The 19,108-nt window shown below is 44.8% G+C and carries 15 protein-coding genes; 10 read left to right on the top strand and 5 right to left on the bottom strand.

Annotated elements, in window-relative coordinates; all coding sequences use genetic code 11:
• Window positions 1-349: 349 nt before the first annotated feature.
• Window positions 350-2,791: a TonB-dependent receptor plug domain-containing protein gene (locus tag QE390_RS09470; RefSeq protein WP_307141967.1), complete on the top strand. Its 2,442-nt coding sequence runs from the start codon at window positions 350-352 to the stop codon at window positions 2,789-2,791.
• A 1-nt stretch (window position 2,792) separates the two neighbouring features.
• Here the strand turns inward: QE390_RS09470 and QE390_RS09475 are convergent, their stop codons facing one another.
• Window positions 2,793-3,455 (bottom strand): thiamine diphosphokinase, encoded by a 663-nt coding sequence (locus QE390_RS09475; protein ID WP_307141968.1) that lies wholly within the window; start codon window positions 3,453-3,455, stop codon window positions 2,793-2,795.
• A gap of 83 nt (window positions 3,456-3,538) precedes the next feature.
• Here QE390_RS09475 and QE390_RS09480 point away from each other — a divergent pair, with 83 nt between their 5' ends.
• From QE390_RS09480 to lptC, 3 genes are read left to right on the top strand one after another with little or no spacing between them, the layout of a single operon-like run.
• On the top strand, window positions 3,539-4,276 hold the full coding sequence (locus tag QE390_RS09480; RefSeq protein ID WP_307141969.1) for a type III pantothenate kinase: 738 nt from the start codon (window positions 3,539-3,541) through the stop codon (window positions 4,274-4,276).
• A complete protein-coding gene (locus QE390_RS09485; protein ID WP_307141970.1) occupies window positions 4,269-5,576 on the top strand; it encodes a hypothetical protein in 1,308 nt (435 codons plus the stop codon). The genes QE390_RS09480 and QE390_RS09485 overlap by 8 nt, the downstream gene beginning before the upstream one ends.
• A 12-nt stretch (window positions 5,577-5,588) precedes the next feature.
• Window positions 5,589-6,140 carry an LPS export ABC transporter periplasmic protein LptC gene (gene lptC, locus QE390_RS09490; protein ID WP_106636731.1) on the top strand — a complete coding sequence of 184 codons (552 nt, stop codon included), beginning with the start codon at window positions 5,589-5,591 and terminating at the stop codon, window positions 6,138-6,140.
• Here lptC and QE390_RS09495 read toward each other — a convergent pair whose 3' ends face one another.
• Window positions 6,141-6,578, bottom strand: a complete 438-nt coding sequence (locus tag QE390_RS09495) for a cytochrome c (RefSeq protein ID WP_307141971.1) — start codon at window positions 6,576-6,578, stop codon at window positions 6,141-6,143.
• A 238-nt stretch (window positions 6,579-6,816) separates the two neighbouring features.
• Here QE390_RS09495 and QE390_RS09500 point away from each other — a divergent pair, with 238 nt between their 5' ends.
• Window positions 6,817-8,640, top strand: a complete 1,824-nt coding sequence (locus QE390_RS09500; RefSeq protein ID WP_106636733.1) for an ABC transporter ATP-binding protein — start codon at window positions 6,817-6,819, stop codon at window positions 8,638-8,640.
• 169 nt (window positions 8,641-8,809) lie between these two features.
• On the opposite strand, the gene trmB is transcribed toward QE390_RS09500, so the two are convergent.
• The 3 genes from trmB to treF form a co-directional block, all read right to left on the bottom strand.
• Window positions 8,810-9,547 (bottom strand): tRNA (guanosine(46)-N7)-methyltransferase TrmB, encoded by a 738-nt coding sequence (gene trmB / locus QE390_RS09505; RefSeq protein WP_232793687.1) that lies wholly within the window; start codon window positions 9,545-9,547, stop codon window positions 8,810-8,812.
• 90 nt (window positions 9,548-9,637) lie between these two features.
• Window positions 9,638-12,562: an SNF2-related protein gene (locus QE390_RS09510; RefSeq protein WP_307141972.1), complete on the bottom strand. Its 2,925-nt coding sequence runs from the start codon at window positions 12,560-12,562 to the stop codon at window positions 9,638-9,640.
• 405 nt (window positions 12,563-12,967) lie between these two features.
• Window positions 12,968-14,527: an alpha,alpha-trehalase TreF gene (gene treF, locus QE390_RS09515; RefSeq protein ID WP_307141973.1), complete on the bottom strand. Its 1,560-nt coding sequence runs from the start codon at window positions 14,525-14,527 to the stop codon at window positions 12,968-12,970.
• A gap of 359 nt (window positions 14,528-14,886) precedes the next feature.
• Between treF and dnaN the strand changes: the two genes are divergently transcribed.
• The 5 genes from dnaN to rplW all read left to right on the top strand — a co-directional run bounded on the left by dnaN (window position 14,887) and on the right by rplW (window position 19,028).
• On the top strand, window positions 14,887-16,011 hold the full coding sequence (gene dnaN, locus QE390_RS09520) for a DNA polymerase III subunit beta (protein WP_307141974.1): 1,125 nt from the start codon (window positions 14,887-14,889) through the stop codon (window positions 16,009-16,011).
• Between the two features lie 132 nt (window positions 16,012-16,143).
• Complete coding sequence (locus QE390_RS09525) at window positions 16,144-16,575, top strand: DUF255 domain-containing protein (RefSeq protein ID WP_307141975.1); 432 nt, start codon at window positions 16,144-16,146, stop codon at window positions 16,573-16,575.
• Between the two features lie 823 nt (window positions 16,576-17,398).
• Window positions 17,399-18,016 carry a 50S ribosomal protein L3 gene (gene rplC / locus QE390_RS09530; RefSeq protein ID WP_106636739.1) on the top strand — a complete coding sequence of 206 codons (618 nt, stop codon included), beginning with the start codon at window positions 17,399-17,401 and terminating at the stop codon, window positions 18,014-18,016.
• Between the two features lie 54 nt (window positions 18,017-18,070).
• A complete protein-coding gene (rplD, locus tag QE390_RS09535; protein WP_106636740.1) occupies window positions 18,071-18,697 on the top strand; it encodes a 50S ribosomal protein L4 in 627 nt (208 codons plus the stop codon).
• 43 nt (window positions 18,698-18,740) lie between these two features.
• A complete protein-coding gene (gene rplW / locus QE390_RS09540; RefSeq protein ID WP_106636741.1) occupies window positions 18,741-19,028 on the top strand; it encodes a 50S ribosomal protein L23 in 288 nt (95 codons plus the stop codon).
• The last annotated feature ends 80 nt before the right edge of the window (window positions 19,029-19,108 follow it).

Consider the following 19,108-nt stretch of genomic DNA (forward strand, 5'->3'; position numbering starts at 1 on the left):
TAAGGGACTACTTCACTGGATTATTCCCAGTCCTAACGACTATTGGCTTTTCTGGCTTCAAAGTAGAAATTTAATAACGGCCCGAAATGTTTAGGTTGGGAAGAAAATAAAAAATCCCTTCTTCACAGAAAAAGGGATTTTTGAACAAAACCTAATACAATTACTTCTATTTACAAGAGTGGAGTTTTTTAAATTTATACTCACTTACCTCAAAAAAAATGTCGAAAAAAGAGAAGTTTTTTTGAAAAATTTCATTTAATACTTGTTTCGTACAAGCCTTACTCTTTTCCACTACTAAAATTCAGCTCTTTTTAGTAATATCGCCTCAACCTAACCTTTGGTCTACTTTATGCGATTACGAATCTTCCCTCTGCTGCTGGGTAGTTTATGCCTGGTTTATGCCTTCGTGGCCGACGATCCCTTAACCCGGATTATTAGTCAGTTTGACCGTTATCATCAGCAATTTCCTCAAGAAAAAGTCTATCTCCATTGCGACCGTTCGTACTATGCCCTCGGCGAATCGATCTGGTTTAAAGGTTACCTCTTTGATGCTTCCAGCCACCAGTCCGATACCGTTAGTAAAGTTCTTTACGTGGATTTGATTAATGCGACAGAAGGCAAAATTCTTCTTCAAAAACGGTTACTGCCCCAGAGTGGAACGGCAGAAGGTGATTTTTATCTGGCGGATACCCTGAAAGAAGGGGTCTATCAACTGCGGGCCTATACCAACTGGATGCGAAATTTTGACGAAGATTTCTTCTTTACCAAAGAGTTTCGCGTCTATCAGCCTTCCGTCACGGACCGACCTGTAGTACAAATAAATCGCACGGTTTCGCTTACGTTTTTCCCCGAAGGCGGAACGTTGGTTAATGATATAGAGTCACGCGTAGCTTTTAAAGCCGTCGATGCTCTAGGACAGGGCGTGGACGTAGAAGGCGTTATTTTGGAGAATGATCGGGATACGGTTACCGTTTTTCAATCCGAACATTTGGGCATGGGCCGAATTAGCCTTCAGCCTAAACCGGGTAAAACGTATACTGCCGTTTTAAAAGATACGCAGCAACGAATACCTCTGCCAGCTGCTCAACCCGAGGGGCACGTGCTGATTGTGGATAACCTTTCCAACAAAGAATTTATCCGAATTTTTGTTTTCAACCAGTTACCCAAAAGTCCACCCAAACCCTTGTATGTGCTTGCTCAGATGCGGGGAGAAGTGATGGCTACGGCGAAAGGGAATACCGAAAAAAGTATGTTCGTCGCCAATATTCCCCGGAATAAATCTTCGGAAGGAGGCATTGTGCATCTTACCTTATTCGATGAAAAGGGGGAGCCGCTAGCCGAGCGTCTGGTTTACCTGAATAATCCTGGTAATAGCCTTGATTTGAGTATTAAACCTACGAAAACCCAGTACAAGCCCCGCGAAAAAGTTACGCTTGAACTGGAAGCAAAAGATCGAACGGGGCGGCCTGTGCTGGGAGAATTCTCATTGGCAGTGACTGACGCAGGTCAGGTGGTACCGGATTCTTCGGATGAAACGCTGGTGTCGTACTTACTCATGAGTTCTGATCTGAAAGGCCGCATTGAGCAGCCAGGGTATTATTTCAATCCTACCAATCCCAATGCGATTTACCATCTAGATTTATTACTGATGACTCAGGGCTGGCGACGATTTGTCTGGAAGCAGGTGAACGCAGGCGAAGCTCTGCCAACCCCTCATCTGATCGAACGGGGCTTTTCGCTGGAAGGTAAAGTAACCCGGCCCCGGGGGCAGATTATTGAGAAAAAATCAATTGCCGTAACCTTATTAATGAGAAGGCCGAATCAGGAAACCTTGCTACGGGTAGAAAGTGCCGAAGCGGATGGTTCTTATGGATTTCATCAACTGAGTTTTGGCGATTCTACCCGCGTTATGATTCAGGCTGTGGCCGGGAAAAATGACCGTAATCTTAGTGTTACCCTCAATCCTTTCCCGCAACCCACGGTTCGAATCACGAAAACCCCTTTTCAGTCCGTAGAAATGAAGGCGGATGAGTTTATGGAATACTTAAATCGAGCCAACCAGTCGCTGGACATTGCTCGCCAATTGCGTCTGAATAAGGCCAAACTTTTGAAGGAAATTACAGTAAAAGCTAAAAAAGTAAAGGAAAGCGATAGCCGAAAAATTTACGGTACTCCTGATAATACCGTCAAATTTGATGACATGAATACCGCAGGAGCCATTTCCATTTTTCAGGTACTTCAGGGCAGAGTACCGGGAATGGTAGTAACGGGGAGTGGGTTCAATTATACGGTTCAAATTCGGGGGGCGGCTAATTTTAATGGAGCAGTGGAACCACTATTCGTACTGGATGGAATGCCGGTAGACAAAGAAATTGTGAATAGTATTAACCCCCGGGATGTAGATTATGTGGATGTGCTGAAAGGAGCTGCTGCGGCCATTTATGGTTCAAGAGGAGGGGGTGGAGTCATATCTATTCTGACCAAACGTGGAAGCAGTAGCTACGATCCCTCAAAAGAAGTGGTACCAGGGCAGTTGATTCGAACGATCAATGGGTATGCCAAAGTTCGTGAGTTTTATAGCCCCGATTATAGCCAAGACAATCCCGAAAACTACCGCCCCGATTACCGCCCTACGTTGTACTGGAACCCCCGGATCAAAACCGACGAAAACGGCAAGGCCACCGTTACCTTCTGGAATTCTGATCACGAGACTCACATTCAGGCTCGTCTGGAAGGGACTTCCGGGGATGGAAGAGTGGGCACTACCCGGATGACTTACCTGGTGAAGTGAGTTAGTCCCAGCATTCCATTAATAGCAAGTCACCGGAAGTATAGGAAATTTTGACGAGGCCGTCCTGGGCGGCCTCGTTACTACTGCCGGTTCGGTACCCGATTTGCAGGGATTCATCCGAAAGATTATAGGTCAAGCCAGACGTTCTAATGCCTGATACCGTCCCAACCGGAATGAGCGACAGAGGCGTCTTCGCCGGATACCATTTTTCGTACGTATGGTCGAGCAGGAAAATGCGGGAGTGGTCATCCAGCACAACGATTTTAATCTTGTCCCGAAAACGAACGATATTAGTAATGTTCGTAATGGTATGATCCGCTCTCCGGCCCGTAGCCCATACGACATTAACTGCCTGATGCCCGCGTTCGATGAGAAAGTCGCAGGCTTTTTCAAGATCTGTTTTTTCCTGATCGGGCGTGTGAACGAACTCAATGGGATGCTGAGCCTGCCGTATTTCTTCGTGATTCAGGCTACTATCAAAATCGCCGAGTAAAACGTCAATTTTAATACCCAGCTCCAGTACCCGATTAATGGCTCCGTCAAGCACTACAATGAAGGGCGACCATTCCAACAATTGGGCCAGCAAATCCCAGCTACAGGCTTCGCCATTGGCAATAATCAGTGCAGGTTCCTGTTTATCTCGAATAATATGATGAGAAGACACGGCTTTTATTTTGAGTTTCGGGTTTCTATTTTGAAGTTCGCAGGCTCATTGCGAAGGGCAAAGATGACTAACAAAGCTTAAAGTTGAAATTAGAAAAGTACGCCATAGCGGTAGATCTGGGTAATACCTACGCTAAAACGGGCCTATTCAATGCCGCCGGAATCCTGCAGGAGACGCATGGAAGCTTCACTGTTGCCGAATTAATAAATTATGTCAGGGCCAAGCAACCTGAACGGCTCATTATATCATCTACTGGACATTCGGAAGAAATCGTCCGTTCGTGGTTTGCTTTTCTGCCCGCTACGATTGTGTGGTTAACCCCTCAAACCCCCGTACCCTTAACTAAGTTGTACGATACGCCTCAGACGTTAGGGGCAGATCGTGTAGCGGCGGCGGCGGGAGCCCGGGGTCTATTTCCGGATCAGAATAGTTTGATCATTGACATGGGTACCTGCATTACCTATGATTATGTGGATAAGCAGGATAATTTTCATGGTGGGCTGATTTCTCCGGGTCTTCGTATGCGATTCAAGGCGATGCATTCGTTTACACAACGATTACCCCTGATTGAACCTTCTCAAGAATTCCCGTCTCTGGTTGGCAAGAGCACCACCCACGCCATGCAAAGCGGCGTAATGAATGGATTAATCGCAGAACTACAGGGTATTATCGAGCAATACCGTAGGATTTATCCTGATTTTCAAGTCATTTTATGCGGTGGTGATGCCCCTTTGTTTGAATCTCGGCTGAAAGAACCGATATTTGCAGCCCCCGAACTGGTCCTTTGGGGCCTATACCGAATTTTAAACTATAATGTGTAAAAAGTCAATCTTTACCCGTCTTCAGTCGTCAGTTTCCCGCCGGGTCTATGCGATGGTGGTTATTTCTGGACTCTGTTCGCTGAACGCGGTGGGACAAGGGTTAGGTAACACGCCTTACTCAACCTACGGTATTGGGGAAACCTACAGTGGAGCAGTAGCCGCTCAGCAAATGATGGGCGGAACGGGAGTTAGTTATGCCAATGGTTTGTTTATTAATGGGTTAAATCCAGCTTTAATAGCCCGAAACCGTATTACCACCCTGGAAGTAGGCACATTGATTCAAACCAAACAACTGCGTGAGGGCAATCTGAGCCAGCAGGTAGTGGGTGGGACGCTGAATTACCTGGCAATGGCTTTTCCGCTGAATAGCCGTTGGACAATCAGTGCTAACTACGCACCCCATAGTTATCTGGATTATCAGAGTCAAACCACGGGCCAGATTCCCGGAGACATTTATCCTTACGTCACCGAATACAAAGGCTCTGGCGGAACCAACCGAGTGTCGCTGGTGAATGGCGTTCGAGTGTATAAAAACTTGTACGCTGGCGTTTCGGCTTCTTTCCTGTTTGGAAACCTGACCCGCGAAGCATCCACCCGTACCGTGAAAGATGGTACTAATGATTACACGCTTCTGTTGACTGATAATGACCAGCACCGTGACTTTTTACTGAAAGGCGGCCTGGCTTATCGATTCAAGTTAAACGATAAACGTTACCTGAACGTAGGCGGTACTTATGACTTACCTGCCCGTCTGCGTACTACCCGCGTTCGTACACTTGGAACGCTGATTGGCGATATACCCGTCGTGAATGGTACGGATACACTGAGTTTTAACAGTCAAGGTCGCATTACCGTACCCGGCGGTTATAAAGTAGGAGTAACTTTCGAAAATCCGTATAAACTCGCTGTTTCTGTTGATTTCGGAATGGAACAATGGTCACAATTCCGGGATTTTGACCGGAGTAACCAGAACCTGAAAGATAGTTATCATATTAAAGCAGGTTTAGAGTATACGCCTTCCTGGAACTCTTCGTCTTTCTGGAACCGAATCCCTTATCGTTTTGGTTTAAGTTATGGTCAGTTACCCTATACGATTGCTGGCCAGCGAATTACAGAAGCCAGTATTTCAGCGGGTTTAGGTTTGCCCTTAACCAAAGTGGGTCTTTCAGATGCTAACCTTGGCGTAACCGTAGGTCAGCGTGGTCGGGATGCCATCGGGGTAATCAAGGAACAATTCTTCCGCTTTAATCTTGGATTTACCATTAGTGACCGCTGGTTCTATCGCCAGGTGGTTGACTAATCGTCATAACCCATGAAGCTATTTAAATATTTCATACTCACGGGCTTAATGCTTGTGAGTATGCTCTTTTTAGGGTCTTGCGAAGAAGAAAAACAAAGCAAGCCTGCGACCTACCTGGGTCCGCAGCAGGAAACCTATGACATCCAGATGATTTACAGTGACTCAGGACACAAGGTCATTCGTATGTTAACGCCCGTTCAACTGGACATGCTCAACGGTGATCGCGTTTTTACGAAGGAGGTCAAATTATATTTTTATGATAAAGCCGGAACGGAACATACCTGGCTGCGAGCCGATTCAGGTCGTTACATTCGTATGCAGAATATTTATCGCATGATTGGTAACGTGCGAATTGAAAACCGAATCAAGCAGGAAACGCTCGAAACCGACGAACTTTTCTGGAGCCCCGATCAGAAACGAATTTATACAGATCGGCCCGTCACAAGCCGCACGCCAACGGGCGTTACCCACGGCACAGGTCTGGTAGCTACACAAGATTTCAAACAGTATGGTTTAGGAAAAGTGCGTAACAGCCAGATGCAGGTGAATGATCTGCCCGAATAATTAGGGACACTTCGCCAGAGCTTTTTCCACTTCCTGTACATCCGTGATTTTCTTCTCCTTACCCCATTCGTTGTATAAAAACGTAGTTAATACTGCAATATCCAGGGCTTTCAGAGCGGCGTTACCCGGCATCGTCTGGTGATAAACCTGGCCATTGACGGTCAACGGTTGCTGGAATCCGTGACGAATGCCACAGATTACCAAAGCTTTATTCTTCTCCGTAAGAAAATCAGCATTCGCCAGGGGCGGATATAGTTTGGCCATTCCCTCGCCCTGAGCCTGATGGCAGTTCATGCAACTGTTTTTATATAACTCGAAGCCCTCCGCCACGTATTGCTGGCGTTTTACTTCTTCTTCGGACTGGCAGGAAAACAGCGAAAACGAGCTTACTAAGCTCAGGCCAATCAGAAATTTATGAATGCTCGTGTAGTTACTCATGGTAGAAGTTACTTCAGAAAGGCGGCAAGTTAACTAAAAAGCACCGCTGACGGGAGGATTGATTGGGCCTCAGCGTATCAAAAAAACGACCGTACTCGGATTATTTATTAGAACAAAAGCAAGGGCGAGCGGTTGGATTTAGAAGTAACTGTAAGGTATCTATGTACTTTTGTGCATAACTTCCCTGAAATTGGTCTGAAAATCCGCCCATCGCATTGCTAACCTTTGGTGTTTACCCATGAAAACATATCTAAGACTTCTGCAGTATGCCCAACCTTTAGGACGTTTTATAGCTCCCTATCTGGTTTTTTCGTTGTTGGGAAGCATTTTTGGTATTCTTAATTTTGCCCTGATTGGTCCTTTGTTAGGCGTACTTTTCGATGTTAAACCTGCTGAGGTAGTCGCCAAGCCCGAATTCCATTTCAACCCCGAATACTTCATCGAACTGTTCAAGTATCAATTGTACGATTCAACCGTCAATCACAGCAAAATGGCGGCTCTGCAATTTGTCTGCATCGTTATTATCAGTTCCGTTTTTTTATCAAATATCTTTCGTTACCTCTCCAGTCGCATTATTGAGAAGATGAGAGGAGCTACCATTCGAAATTTGCGTTCTTCTGTATTTGATCGGATTATTCGGCTGCACCTGGGCTTTTTTAATAACGAACGAAAAGGGGATTTAATGGCCCGCCTCACAACGGATATCCTGGAAGTAGAAGGCTCCATTGGTCGGGCTTTCGGGGCCATTTTCAAAGAAATCATACTCTTGATTGGTTACTTCATTACGCTTTTTTACCTCTCGGTAGAACTAACGTTTTTCTCACTGATTGTTATTCCTTTGTCAGGAGCCATTATTGGCTTATTAAGTAAACGCCTGAAAGAACACGCTGCCGATGTGCAATTAACAATGGCAAACATCCTGAGCGTCATTGAAGAATCGTTCGGGGGCATTCGGGTGGTGAAAGGGTTTAATGCAGAACCATTCATCGCGGAAAAGTTTAATAAAGAGAATACTCGCTATTACCGGGTCTGGCGGAATATGATTTATCGCCAGGAACTGGCTTCTCCCATGTCCGAGTTTTTGGGCGTCTTTGTCGTAGCAGGAGTTTTGTTATACGGTGGTAGCCTGGTGTTATCAGGCAGCGGCGGGATGGATGCCAAAGATTTCATTGCTTACATCGTGCTGTTTTCACAGGTAACTCGTCCGGCAAAGGAGATTTCCAATTCTATTTCGGGTATGCAGCGGGGAAAGGCCTCCGCCGACCGGATTTTTGCTTTGATGGATACGCCGATGGCTGTGGAGGATGCTCCGAATGCAGGAGTGATCAAAGATTTCAAACAGGGGATTGAACTGCGGAATATTTCCTTTGAGTATCAGCCCGGCATTGAAGTACTGAAAAACATTTCCCTGACTATTCCTAAAGGACAAACCGTTGCTCTGGTGGGTTCATCGGGTAGCGGAAAGTCAACCATTGCCGATCTGATCCCGCGATTTTTTGATGTAACCAAAGGAGAAATTCTGATTGACGGGGTTAACATCCGAACCGTTACCCAGCATTCCCTGCGTGATTTGATGGGGATTGTTACGCAGGAATCCATTCTCTTTAATGATACGATTTTTAACAACATCGCTTTTGGAAGTAAGGCCACGCAGGAGGAAGTAGAGGAAGCGGCCCGTATTGCGAACGCTCATGAGTTTATTACCCAGACTTCGCATGGGTATCAGACTTTCATTGGAGATCGGGGTGGAAAGCTTTCGGGTGGACAGCGGCAGCGGATTTCCATTGCCCGGGCCATTTTAAAAAATCCACCGATTCTGATTCTGGATGAAGCCACTTCGGCTCTGGATACGGAATCGGAAAAGCTGGTGCAGGAAGCCTTGACCCGTCTGATGAAAAATCGGACCACCTTGGTCATTGCCCACCGCTTAAGTACCATTCAGCATGCCGACCAGATTTTAGTACTTCAGCAGGGCCGAATCATTGAAAAAGGTACGCATGCCGAGTTACTGGGTCAGCAAGAAGGGATGTATCGAAAACTGAGTATGATGCAGGGCGTTTAACAAACCAGAGCTACCAAAAGAGAGGGCGTGGAATATTCGATTCCACGCCCTCTCTTTTGGTATTGATCTCATACGTACATCCAAAGGCAAGTAAGCTCCTTCGCTGTGGGTAAAATAAACGCCACCCTACCTGTCATCTTAAAGGAAAGGAAATCCTTTTAGATAGTCTCTAAACGTTATTTTCCAGGTCGGAGGTTACTTCTTCGTCAGCCGCATCCATTGCCATTTGCAGGGGACTTACGATGACTTTAGGAGTAAGATTACAGCTCAGGTACTTGATGCTGAATCCCTGATCGTAAAATAAGGCTTCGTACTTGGTTTTAATTCCAAAGTGACGCATGTTCAGATCCGATTCGTACAAATCCCACGTGTGAGTCAGGTTTTCACAGCCAAACGGCTCCAGCGTTTCTAAGGTATATTCAAAGAGACTATCGCTGTCCGTTTTCAGGTGAAATAAGCCGTCTTTTTTTAACATGGAAGCATACATGTTCAGAAAACGGGGGTGTGTTAACCGACGCTTGATGTCACGGTTACGCGGACGCGGGTCGGGAAAGGTAACCCAGATTTCATCTACTTCGTCTTCCGCAAAAAACTGATAAATATCCTGAACCCGAGTGCGGAGAAAGGCGACATTCGTAAGGCCCGCATTAATTGCGACTTTACTGCCCCGGGCAAGGCGATCGCCTCGCATGTCTACCCCTACAAAATTCTTTTCTGGAAAGAGTTTTCCCAGGCCATTACTGTATTCGCCTTTTCCACAACCAATCTCAACGACGATGGGATTGTTGTTTTTGAAATAGCGTTCATTCCACTGTCCTTTAATTTCCTGGAAGATGGGTTTGGGAGCTTCCAGCACATTATCTGCCTGGATGTTATGAGCAAAAAATTGAAGTTTCTGACGTGCCACGACCACTGTAAGTTTAATGCTGCAAAGATACATGGTCTTCACAGTATTCACGTACAGTGGTCAGGTTGTGAGAAGTAAAATCCCTGATTTCTATGCTAATAAGGTTAGCACGTCTTCCCGGGACAAGGACTTTACGAAGGTATCCTCGGTGGTAATGAGTTCGCTGGCCAGTCGTTGTTTGGAATGCTGCAAGGCCAGAATTTTCTCTTCAACGGTATTTTGCGAAATGAATTTATAGGTGAAAACGGTCTTATCCTGCCCAATGCGGTGAGCCCGGTCTACGGCCTGAGCTTCGATGGCAGGATTCCACCAGGGATCGAGAATGAAAACGTAGTCGGCAGCAGTTAAGTTAAGTCCCAAACCCCCCGCTTTTAGCGAAATCAGGAAAATGGGAATTTCTTCGTTATTCTGAAATAATTCCACTTGTCCCTGGCGATCCTGCGTGTTCCCGTCCAGATAAGCGTACGAAAATCCGCGTTCTTCCAGCTCGGTTCGAATGATATCCAGGTGTTTAACGAATTGACTAAAAATGAGAATCTTATGCTTTTCGCCCACTACAGTCTCAATTTTGGCCAATACTTCTTCGAGCTTCCCGGAGCTAAATTCGTATTCACCATCAATCATTCGCGGGTGATTGGCTAATTGCCGCAATCGGGTTAAGCCCTGTAATACTACCATTTGTGACTTCGCAATCCCCTCTTCTTCAATGTGTTGCAAAATCATGTTTCGATAATAGGATTTTGCTTCTTCGTAAGCTTTTTCCTGCTCTTCCGTCATTTCGCAATACTGAATTGATTCGACTTTTTCGGGTAACTCCGTCGCCACCTGCGATTTGTGTCTTCGCAGCATGAAAGGTTTGATAATGCTGTACAACCGCTGACGCTTTTTATCGTCGCCTTTTTTCTCAATTGGAATTTGAAACTCGTTTCTGAAAAAAGACTGACTGCCCAATAAGCCCGGATTAACGAAGTTCATTTGACTCCATAAATCCATCGTACTGTTTTCCAGGGGCGTTCCGCTTAAAATAAGCCGATGACGGCTCTGAAGCTGGCTAAGGGCTTTAGAAATATTAGATCCAGGGTTTTTAATCGCCTGAGATTCGTCCAGAATGATGTAATGGAAATGATAATGCTTTAATAAATCGACATCAATCCGAACAATGCCATAAGAGGTTAATATAATGTCGTATTGATTGAATAACTCTGTATTTTTTTCCCGGTACGTGCCCGTATAACCCAGCACTCGTAACTGGGGCGTAAACTTCTGAACTTCGAGTTGCCAGTTATAAAGCAGCGACGTAGGCATCACAATTAAGGTTGCTTCACGGGCTCCGTTCTCGTGCTGGGATTGCAATAAGGAAAGCGTTTGCAGGGTTTTGCCTAAACCCATATCATCCGCCAGGCAGCCGCCAAACTGGTACTGATTCAGGAATCGAAGCCAGTCATACCCGGCTTTCTGGTAAGGACGCAAAGTTCCATTAAGGCCGGAAGGTGTGGGGTATTCTTCAATTTCTTCGAAATCCCGTAGTTTTTCCAGTTTACGATTAATAATGGTGTCAGCCAGACTTTCTTCCTGTAACTCCTGCACCAGCGAGATGTGGTGTTTCTGGAGAATGAGGTGGGTCTGGTCTTCATGATCGTTAGCAAAAGCAAAAAGCTCGGAATACTGGGTAAACCAGGAATCGGGGATTACTGCGATTTCGCCGTTTGGTAAGCTGAATTCGCGTTTTTTATCCAGAATAAGCTGTTTTAACTGCAAAAAAGGAATCTCAAATTCCCCAAAACGAACCACCGCGAAAATGTCAAACCAGTCGCGATTTTCATTGATGGACAGTTGCAACGAAGAGTAACCCAGAAAATAACGCTTATGATCCGTCGGGTTCTGACTAATCACGAATCCCTGTTCTTTCAAAGGTTCATAATGATCCTGAATCCAGGTAAACGCTTCGGATTTAGGGAGAACAACTTGACCGTTTTTAAGGTGAAGGTTACGCTCGCGAAGCATACGAACGGTTTCCTTTTCCTTGAGGATATCCCGTTTGATTTTATGAAAAATGTATTCATTCCCCTGCGTTTCCATACTTACGTTGGAAGTATGCGAGAAGTTATCCAGCCGGAAACTGTAATCGCCATACTGAAAGGACAAAGTCAGGGTAACGTCGTTATCAGTAGCCACAGCGGCCCCATTCGCCGCAGCTACCGAATCTACACTTGAAACAGCTTCGCTGAGGTTAAGTAAAGGGGTAGGGCGGAAGACTTCCGAACGGATTTCAAACCCTTTGGCATATACGTCAAAAAGCGTGATTAAAGAAGACACAAACTTGCGGTAATAGTCTTCTTCGATGCTTTTCGGAATAACAATAAACTTCTTATGGAAAAAGGGTTTAAGCTTCTTTCCATCAACGGCTGGCTTGAAATGATAGAGTTTAGAATCCAGTAATAACCACGCCGGGTCTTCCCCGAGTAAGATAGCATCCCGGTGCTGAAACTCTACCTTTACACCCTGATGGCGAATCGTAGGGTAATAATGGGTGTTATCCGCGTTTCGCATCACATGAAAACGAACACTGGCGGGTTCGGCTAAAATCTCGACTTCTTCACGAATCGGGTTGCCATCGTTACCCATCACAAAAACCCGCTTGCCGGGTAATAGCGGACATATCCTGGCCCGGTGATGTTCGATGTAATGGCAGATGGAGTCCTGAAGATTTTTATCGCCTTTATGCTTGTCAAATACCTTAAGGAAAAAATCCGTTGGCGTAGTCTTCTTCGAACTGAACCTCTTGATAACCACTTCCTGTTGAATGGCGTCGATCAGTCGAACGAGCTCAAAATCAGCTTCGTCGAGTCGTTCCGCAAATTCATCAATATTTTTAGAGGAGATGGACTGATGAAGCAAGGTCAGTTCATTCCGGTCATTTAATTGCACAATAAAGGGTTCCCACAGATAGCCCAGGTACTCGTGTTGATAGAGCGAATAAATGAGGCAGAAGGGTTGGGAGGTAGCGACTTTCATAGGTTTAAAGCGGGAAGGACCGCCAGATCAATCAGTGAACGGGAGAACTAGTAAAAATTCATCCTGTTTTGAGGTTTAAAAATGATTGATATTCGGTTTTCAGGAGAGAAAAAATGCGGTTAAACCCCCTGATACCGTGCTTATTTCAAAGGCAAACGAATGGCAATTTTATGATTGCCGGGGAAAAAACCTAATTTTTCAATCGTTAAGTTTTGTAGAAAAATGATTAGGTATAATGCTTTTCAGGATTACTAAAAATTGCTTAAATTTATGGTTTTTGCCTGCCGGGAAAGCATAGCTAATTCAAACGTATTAATGCCGTTGGAAACATTTGTATACGAAAAAAGCGACCTGGACTTTCGCCAGATCGCTTCGGTAAATTCTTATTTTTAATACGTTAAATTATTACTTTTTATCTTCTGAGAGTAACTTAAGTAATACGCCGTTTGTCCAGCCAAAGCCGTCCTGAAGAGGGTATTCACCGCCGCCGCCCAAGAGCAAAATATCGTATACATTATACTTTTCCACCATACGACCCGTCGCTTTATAGACCCGGATATTTTCTTCTACCCAAACATCCTTGACCTTTTCGGCGAATTCTTTTTGGCCGTAATTACGCAAACCCACAATGGCCATCCAATGTAAAGGAGCCCAACCGTTGGGAGCGTCCCACTGCTGACCCGTAGTCATTAACGTAGTCGTTAACCCGCCGGGTTGCAGAAATTCGTCTTTCAGCCGCTGAGTTACTTTCTGAGCTTGTTCGTCAGTGGCAATTTTAAAGAAAAGGGGATAGACCGCTGCTAACGAAAGGATAGGGGTTTGCTTTTCCTCAACGAAGTCATAATCATGGAAAAACCCGTCCTCCTGATTCCAGAAATATTGTAAAATGGCTTTTTTACGCTTTTCAGCCAGATTCTTGAAACTCTGACTGTGCTGCTGATCTTCCATCAGAGCATAAGCCTCCGAAAGCGTCATTTCAAGCTCATACAACAAGCAATTCAAATCTACCGGAATAATGTCCGTTGTGTGAATACTGGTCAGCGACTTGCCGTCACGTAACCAGCGGGAAGAAAAATCCCAACCGGATTCAGCACCCGCCCGAATGTCCCGGTAAACATCTTCGGCTTTACGCCCTGTATGCTGAGCTACAGAGACGTCTTCTTTGTAAGCCTCCGGGCGTGGCGTCGGACTATCATCATAGTAACGATTCAGATTATACCCCCCTGAAAGACGAACCACCCGCCGATAGGCTTCACCTGGTTTGAGGTCATTTGTCTTTTTCAGATCATCCTCATTGGCTGCACCCATCCAGAAGTAATATTCTTTCAGCATTTCGGGTAAATACTGAACCACGATTTGATCATTATTCCGAGTTTCGGCCAGCAACTTCACCATTAAAGAGAAGTAGGGAGGCTGCGAACGACTCAGGTAATAACTTCGGTTTCCGTTGGGAATATGCCCCTGGTAACGAATCAGATGGGCAAAGTTGGAAACCATCCCTTCTATGAGCGAATCTTTCTCCGAAACCTGAAGTCCCAGCATAGTAAAGTAACTGTCCCAGTAATAAATCTCGCCGAAACGTCCACCAGGCACTACATAACTGCGGGGAAGGGACAAAAGCGACCCTTTCACATCACCCGTAGGCTTGCGAGTCAGAATAGGCCATAGGGCGTTAATATGAGCTTCGGGTGAAAGAGAGGTATCCGAAACAAAGTGACTATTGGGAGCATCAGGAAAACGGAAGTACTGATTCACGAAGGCTCGCAAATCAAAACCGTCTTTCGTTTTTTCCTCTTCGTAAGCCTTCAGAATCTGCTTGGCAGGAATCAGAGGCTCGGCATCCGCAAAGGTCTTGGAGTCAGGGAATAACTCCTTCATTTGAACATCCACAAAGAGTTGTCCAAGTTCTTCATCAGGGCTCGGGGGAGTCTGAAGTTCTGCCGGTGTACATTCTAGTAGTAACAAGGGAATAGCCAAAATAAGTACTAAACAACGATGAGGTATAAAGGGCATAAGGCTAAATAATAATGCTTAATTGATTCCAGGAAACTTTCTGACTTTCAGATTAATGATAGTAGAGCTTCATCTACATTGAGGAGAAGAATGGGGAAAAATGACCAGACTTCTTTAGCAAAGCAAAGGTAGACATCCCTTGGAGTTGAGTCAATTTCAGGAAAGCCTGTTATTAAAATCTACGTAAAGTTTTTAGCACTGGTAAATAAATCTCATAAGGTTTAACAAATTGTTGTACTTTCGCTCTCTAAATTCTATTTTCGGGTATCCGGAAATTTTTTGTTTAAACTCGTTTAAACTTCTGATAGTCAATGAAATTTATTGTCTCCTCTTCGGCATTGTTGAAACAATTGGCGGCTATCAACGGGGTCGTAGCATCCAATCCGATCGTTCCGATTCTGGAAAACTTCCTGTTTCAGCTCGAAGGGACTATACTGACCGTAACGGCCTCGGATTTACAAACCGTTATGATTACTGAAATAGAGGTAGAATCTTCCGATAAAGGCTCTATTGCAGTTCCTGCCAAATTATTGCTCGATACCCTCCGTGGTTTACCGGAACAACCCATTACCTTCAAAATTGATGCCGAGACCTTCGGTACAGAAATCATTTCTGAAAATGGGCGTTACAAACTTTCCGGTGAGAATCCGATTGATTTCCCGAAAGTTCCAGCAGTTAATAAAACCTTATCCATCGAAGTAGCGGCTGAAGTACTAGGCAAGGCAATTGCGAACACAAGCTTTGCAGCAAGTACAGACGATCTGCGTCCGAACATGACAGGAATGTTCCTGCAACTGGGTGAGGCTAATGCTACTTTCGTGGCTACGGATGGTCACCGTCTGGTGCGTTACCGTCGTCAGGATCTGAAATCGTCGAATACCAGTACGATGATTATCCCCCGGAAGGCTTTAAACCTGCTAAAGTCGACCCTACCTTCGGATGATACTTTGGTGAAGGCAGACTTCAGTCAGTCCAATGCGTTTTTCACGTTTGGTAATATCAAAATGATTTGCCGATTGATCGATGAGCGTTTCCCGGACTATGAAAATGCAATCCCCGTCAATAATCCTAACATTCTGACCATTAACCGTCTGGAGTTATTAGGTTCTTTACGCCGGATTTCGATTTACGCCAACAAAACGACGCATCAGATTCGTTTGCGGATTTCTAAAGATGAGCTGGTAATTTCTGCCGAAGATTTAGATTACTCCAACGAAGCATCGGAACGTTTAACTTGCGAATACGACGCAGATGATCTGGAAATTGGCTTTAACGCTAAGTTCCTGATTGAGATGCTAAGCAACTTAAGCACAAATCAGTTACAACTTCGTTTATCTGCACCCAATCGGGCCGGAATTCTGGTTCCGAACGAGCAGGACGAAAACGAGGATATTCTGATGCTGGTGATGCCGGTAATGCTTAATACTTACGCATAAAGAAGTTTAGTAACAAATAAAAAGAGCCTTTCGGAAGAAAGGCTCTTTTTATTTGTTAATTAGTTGGACAAAAGACTTTTCCCAGCGAACTTCACGTTATTAATTCTGATAAATCCCTTCTTGTTTTATACTATGAAAACACTTCGACTTGTAGTAATCCTGCTACTGACCGGACTGACCTTCCAAACTAGTGCTTCGGATGAGCCCAAGAAAGAGGGTATCCAATTCTTTCACGGCACCTGGAAACAAGCTTTAGCGAAAGCCAAGGCTGAAAACAAAATGATCTTCCTGGATGCGTATACGACCTGGTGTGGTCCCTGCAAATGGATGCAAACGAAATCATTCCCCAATAAACAATTGGGAGAGTTTTATAATAGCAATTTCATTAATGTGAAGATGGATATGGAATCGGGAGAGGGTCCAAGGCTATTGGATCGTTATCCCGTAAGAGGTTATCCCACGTTGTTCTTCATTGATTTTGAAGGAGAAGTGGTATTAACCGAAGCTGGAGCAAAAACGCCTGAACAATTGATCGCAATGGCTAAAGAAGCCATTGCTCAATAAGAATAGGTTTATAGACGCTAGTGAATCGGTAAGGGTGCGAAAGCAGGCTTACCGATTTTTTTATAACTATACCTTACTAAGTCATACGAACAATGATTTGGGTACTAGCCAGAGTAGTACGGATTAGCAACGTATACAGCGTATAATCGACCACCTTTTCACTAAAGAGTAGGCCTATTGATAAGGTCATCAATAAATAGAAAATAGCCGTAAGGCGAACATAAAGTCAATACATTGAAACTGAGAAAATTACTACTTTAAGACGCTAGTAGATAATTTTTCAGATGGAAGAATTTTAAGAAAAAGAAGGGAATAGAGACGTTTCAAAAATATTTGTAAAAACTTTAGGTAAATACTTGTTTATCAAACAGAAACGCTGTTATTTTGCAACTCTGTTTAGGAATCGAACAAAAAGCTATTTGCTCAGAGTGGTTGGCAGAACTGCCTGAGTTACTGATTATCAAGCGATTGTTGTTCGATTCAACGTTAAAATTCGGCAATTTCCCGATTTTGAACGTCAGGACTGTTACTGGCTCTAATCATTGAATGCCCAATTATTTAGAGTTGAGTAGTAAGCTGACAGGATGCTTTCCCTGGCAAAGGGAATGAGGTGCGTGTCTCTATAGTACTGTAGAAATCTTCTGACGCACTCCATAGGCAAGTCTCCTCTCTGCTTTCTTTTCTCGGTACATTACTGGTTTTCAAAAAAATATAAGGGATTTTCTGTCTTGATACGGGAAACAGCGGAAAAAGTGCTACTTTTGCAGTCCGTTTTCTGAGGCCCCCGGGTGGGAGAGCTGATAACCAATTAAAAATCAAGAAGATGTCTGGTATTATTGGGAAGAAAATTGGCATGACCAGCCTCTACAATGCTGACGGTTCTGCCGTTGCTTGTACGCTGATTGAAGCCGGTCCCTGCGTCGTGACGCAAGTAAAGACCGTCGAAACGGATGGCTACCAAGCTGTTCAATTAGGTTTCGGCGACAAAAAAGAAAAAAATACCTCTAAGCCCTTGGCTGGCCACTTCAAAAAGGCCGGAACTACACCCAAGCGGAAATTGGTAGAGTTCAAAACGTTCGAACAATCTCTGGATTTAGGAGCAACGATTGACGCCACTTTATTCGCTGAAGGCGAATTCGTTGACGCTATCGGAACGGCTAAAGGTCGTGGCTTCCAGGGTGTAGTAAAACGTCATGGTTTTGGTGGAGTTGGTGGCCAGACTCACGGTCAGCACAACCGTCAACGTCACCCAGGTTCTATCGGAGCTTGCTCATTCCCTTCACGAGTATTCAAGGGTCTTCGCATGGCAGGTCGTATGGGTAACAACCGCGTTAAAATCCAAAACCTGCAAGTACTTAAAGTGTATCCTGAGCAAAACCTGATCGTTATCAGCGGTTCAGTTCCGGGTGCAAAAAATTCGTTCGTAATTCTTGAGAAATAGGATTAACGTGAATCCTCACCTTAATCTACTCTCATAGTAGCACTTGACAAGAAAATGGAACTGTCCGTATTTAATATTCAAGGCCAAGACACGGGAAAGAAAGTAACGCTTTCAGACGGAGTGTTCGGAATCGAACCTAATGAGCACGTAATGTGGCTCGACGTTAAGCAGTACTTGGCTAATCAGCGTCAGGGTACGCACAAGTCTAAAGAACGTTGGGAGGTAGCTCGCTCAACCCGCAAACTGATGCGTCAGAAGGGTACCGGCGGAGCTCGTCACGGTTCTTTCAAAGCTAACATTTTTAAAGGTGGTGCTCGTGTATTTGGTCCTAAGCCCCGCGATTACTCCTTTAAATTGAACAAAAAAGTGAAGAGTCTGGCTCGTAAGTCTGCTTTGGCTTCTAAAGCGAAAGAAGGCGTAGTGACAGTCGTAGAAAACTTCACTTTTGAAGGACCTAAAACCAAGCAATACATTTCAGTTCTGAATGCACTTCAGATTGCTGAAGCGAAAACTTTGCTGGTTTTGCCAACGGCTGACAACAATGTATTCCTGTCGGCTCGTAACCTGCCTAAAGCTAATGTGCTTCCCGCAGATCAGTTGACAACCTACGCATTACTGAATGCTGATCGTGTGATCATTGCTGAAGGTGCAGTAGAAAAAATCGAAGCATTATTGAACTAATCCGTTGGTCCGAAAGGTACCTAACGATTGACGACAAAAAATTATGAGCATCATCATTCGCCCCTTGCTGACTGAAAAGTCTACGGCTCAGAACGAGCAGGGTAAGTATGGCTTCGAAGTGGCTCTTAAGGCCAATAAGGTCGAAATTAAGAAGGCCATCGAAAAGATGTATGGTGTGAAAGTTGAGTCTGTGAACACGATCCGTCAAATCGGGAAGAAAAAATCTCGTAGCACGCGTACTCGTATCACGACTGGTCAAACTTCCACCATCAAGAGAGCGATCATTACTGTTGCCGAAGGTGAAGTAATCGATTTCTATCAAGGTATTTAATAAACATCCCCATCCTCCAGGATGCGTTTTGAACAGGTTAGGCTGGCATAGGAGGACATAGCCTGACCGTAGCAAATAAT

Origin of the sequence: Siphonobacter sp. SORGH_AS_1065 (assembly GCF_030818595.1) — a bacterium.
GTDB lineage: Bacteria > Bacteroidota > Bacteroidia > Cytophagales > Spirosomataceae > Siphonobacter.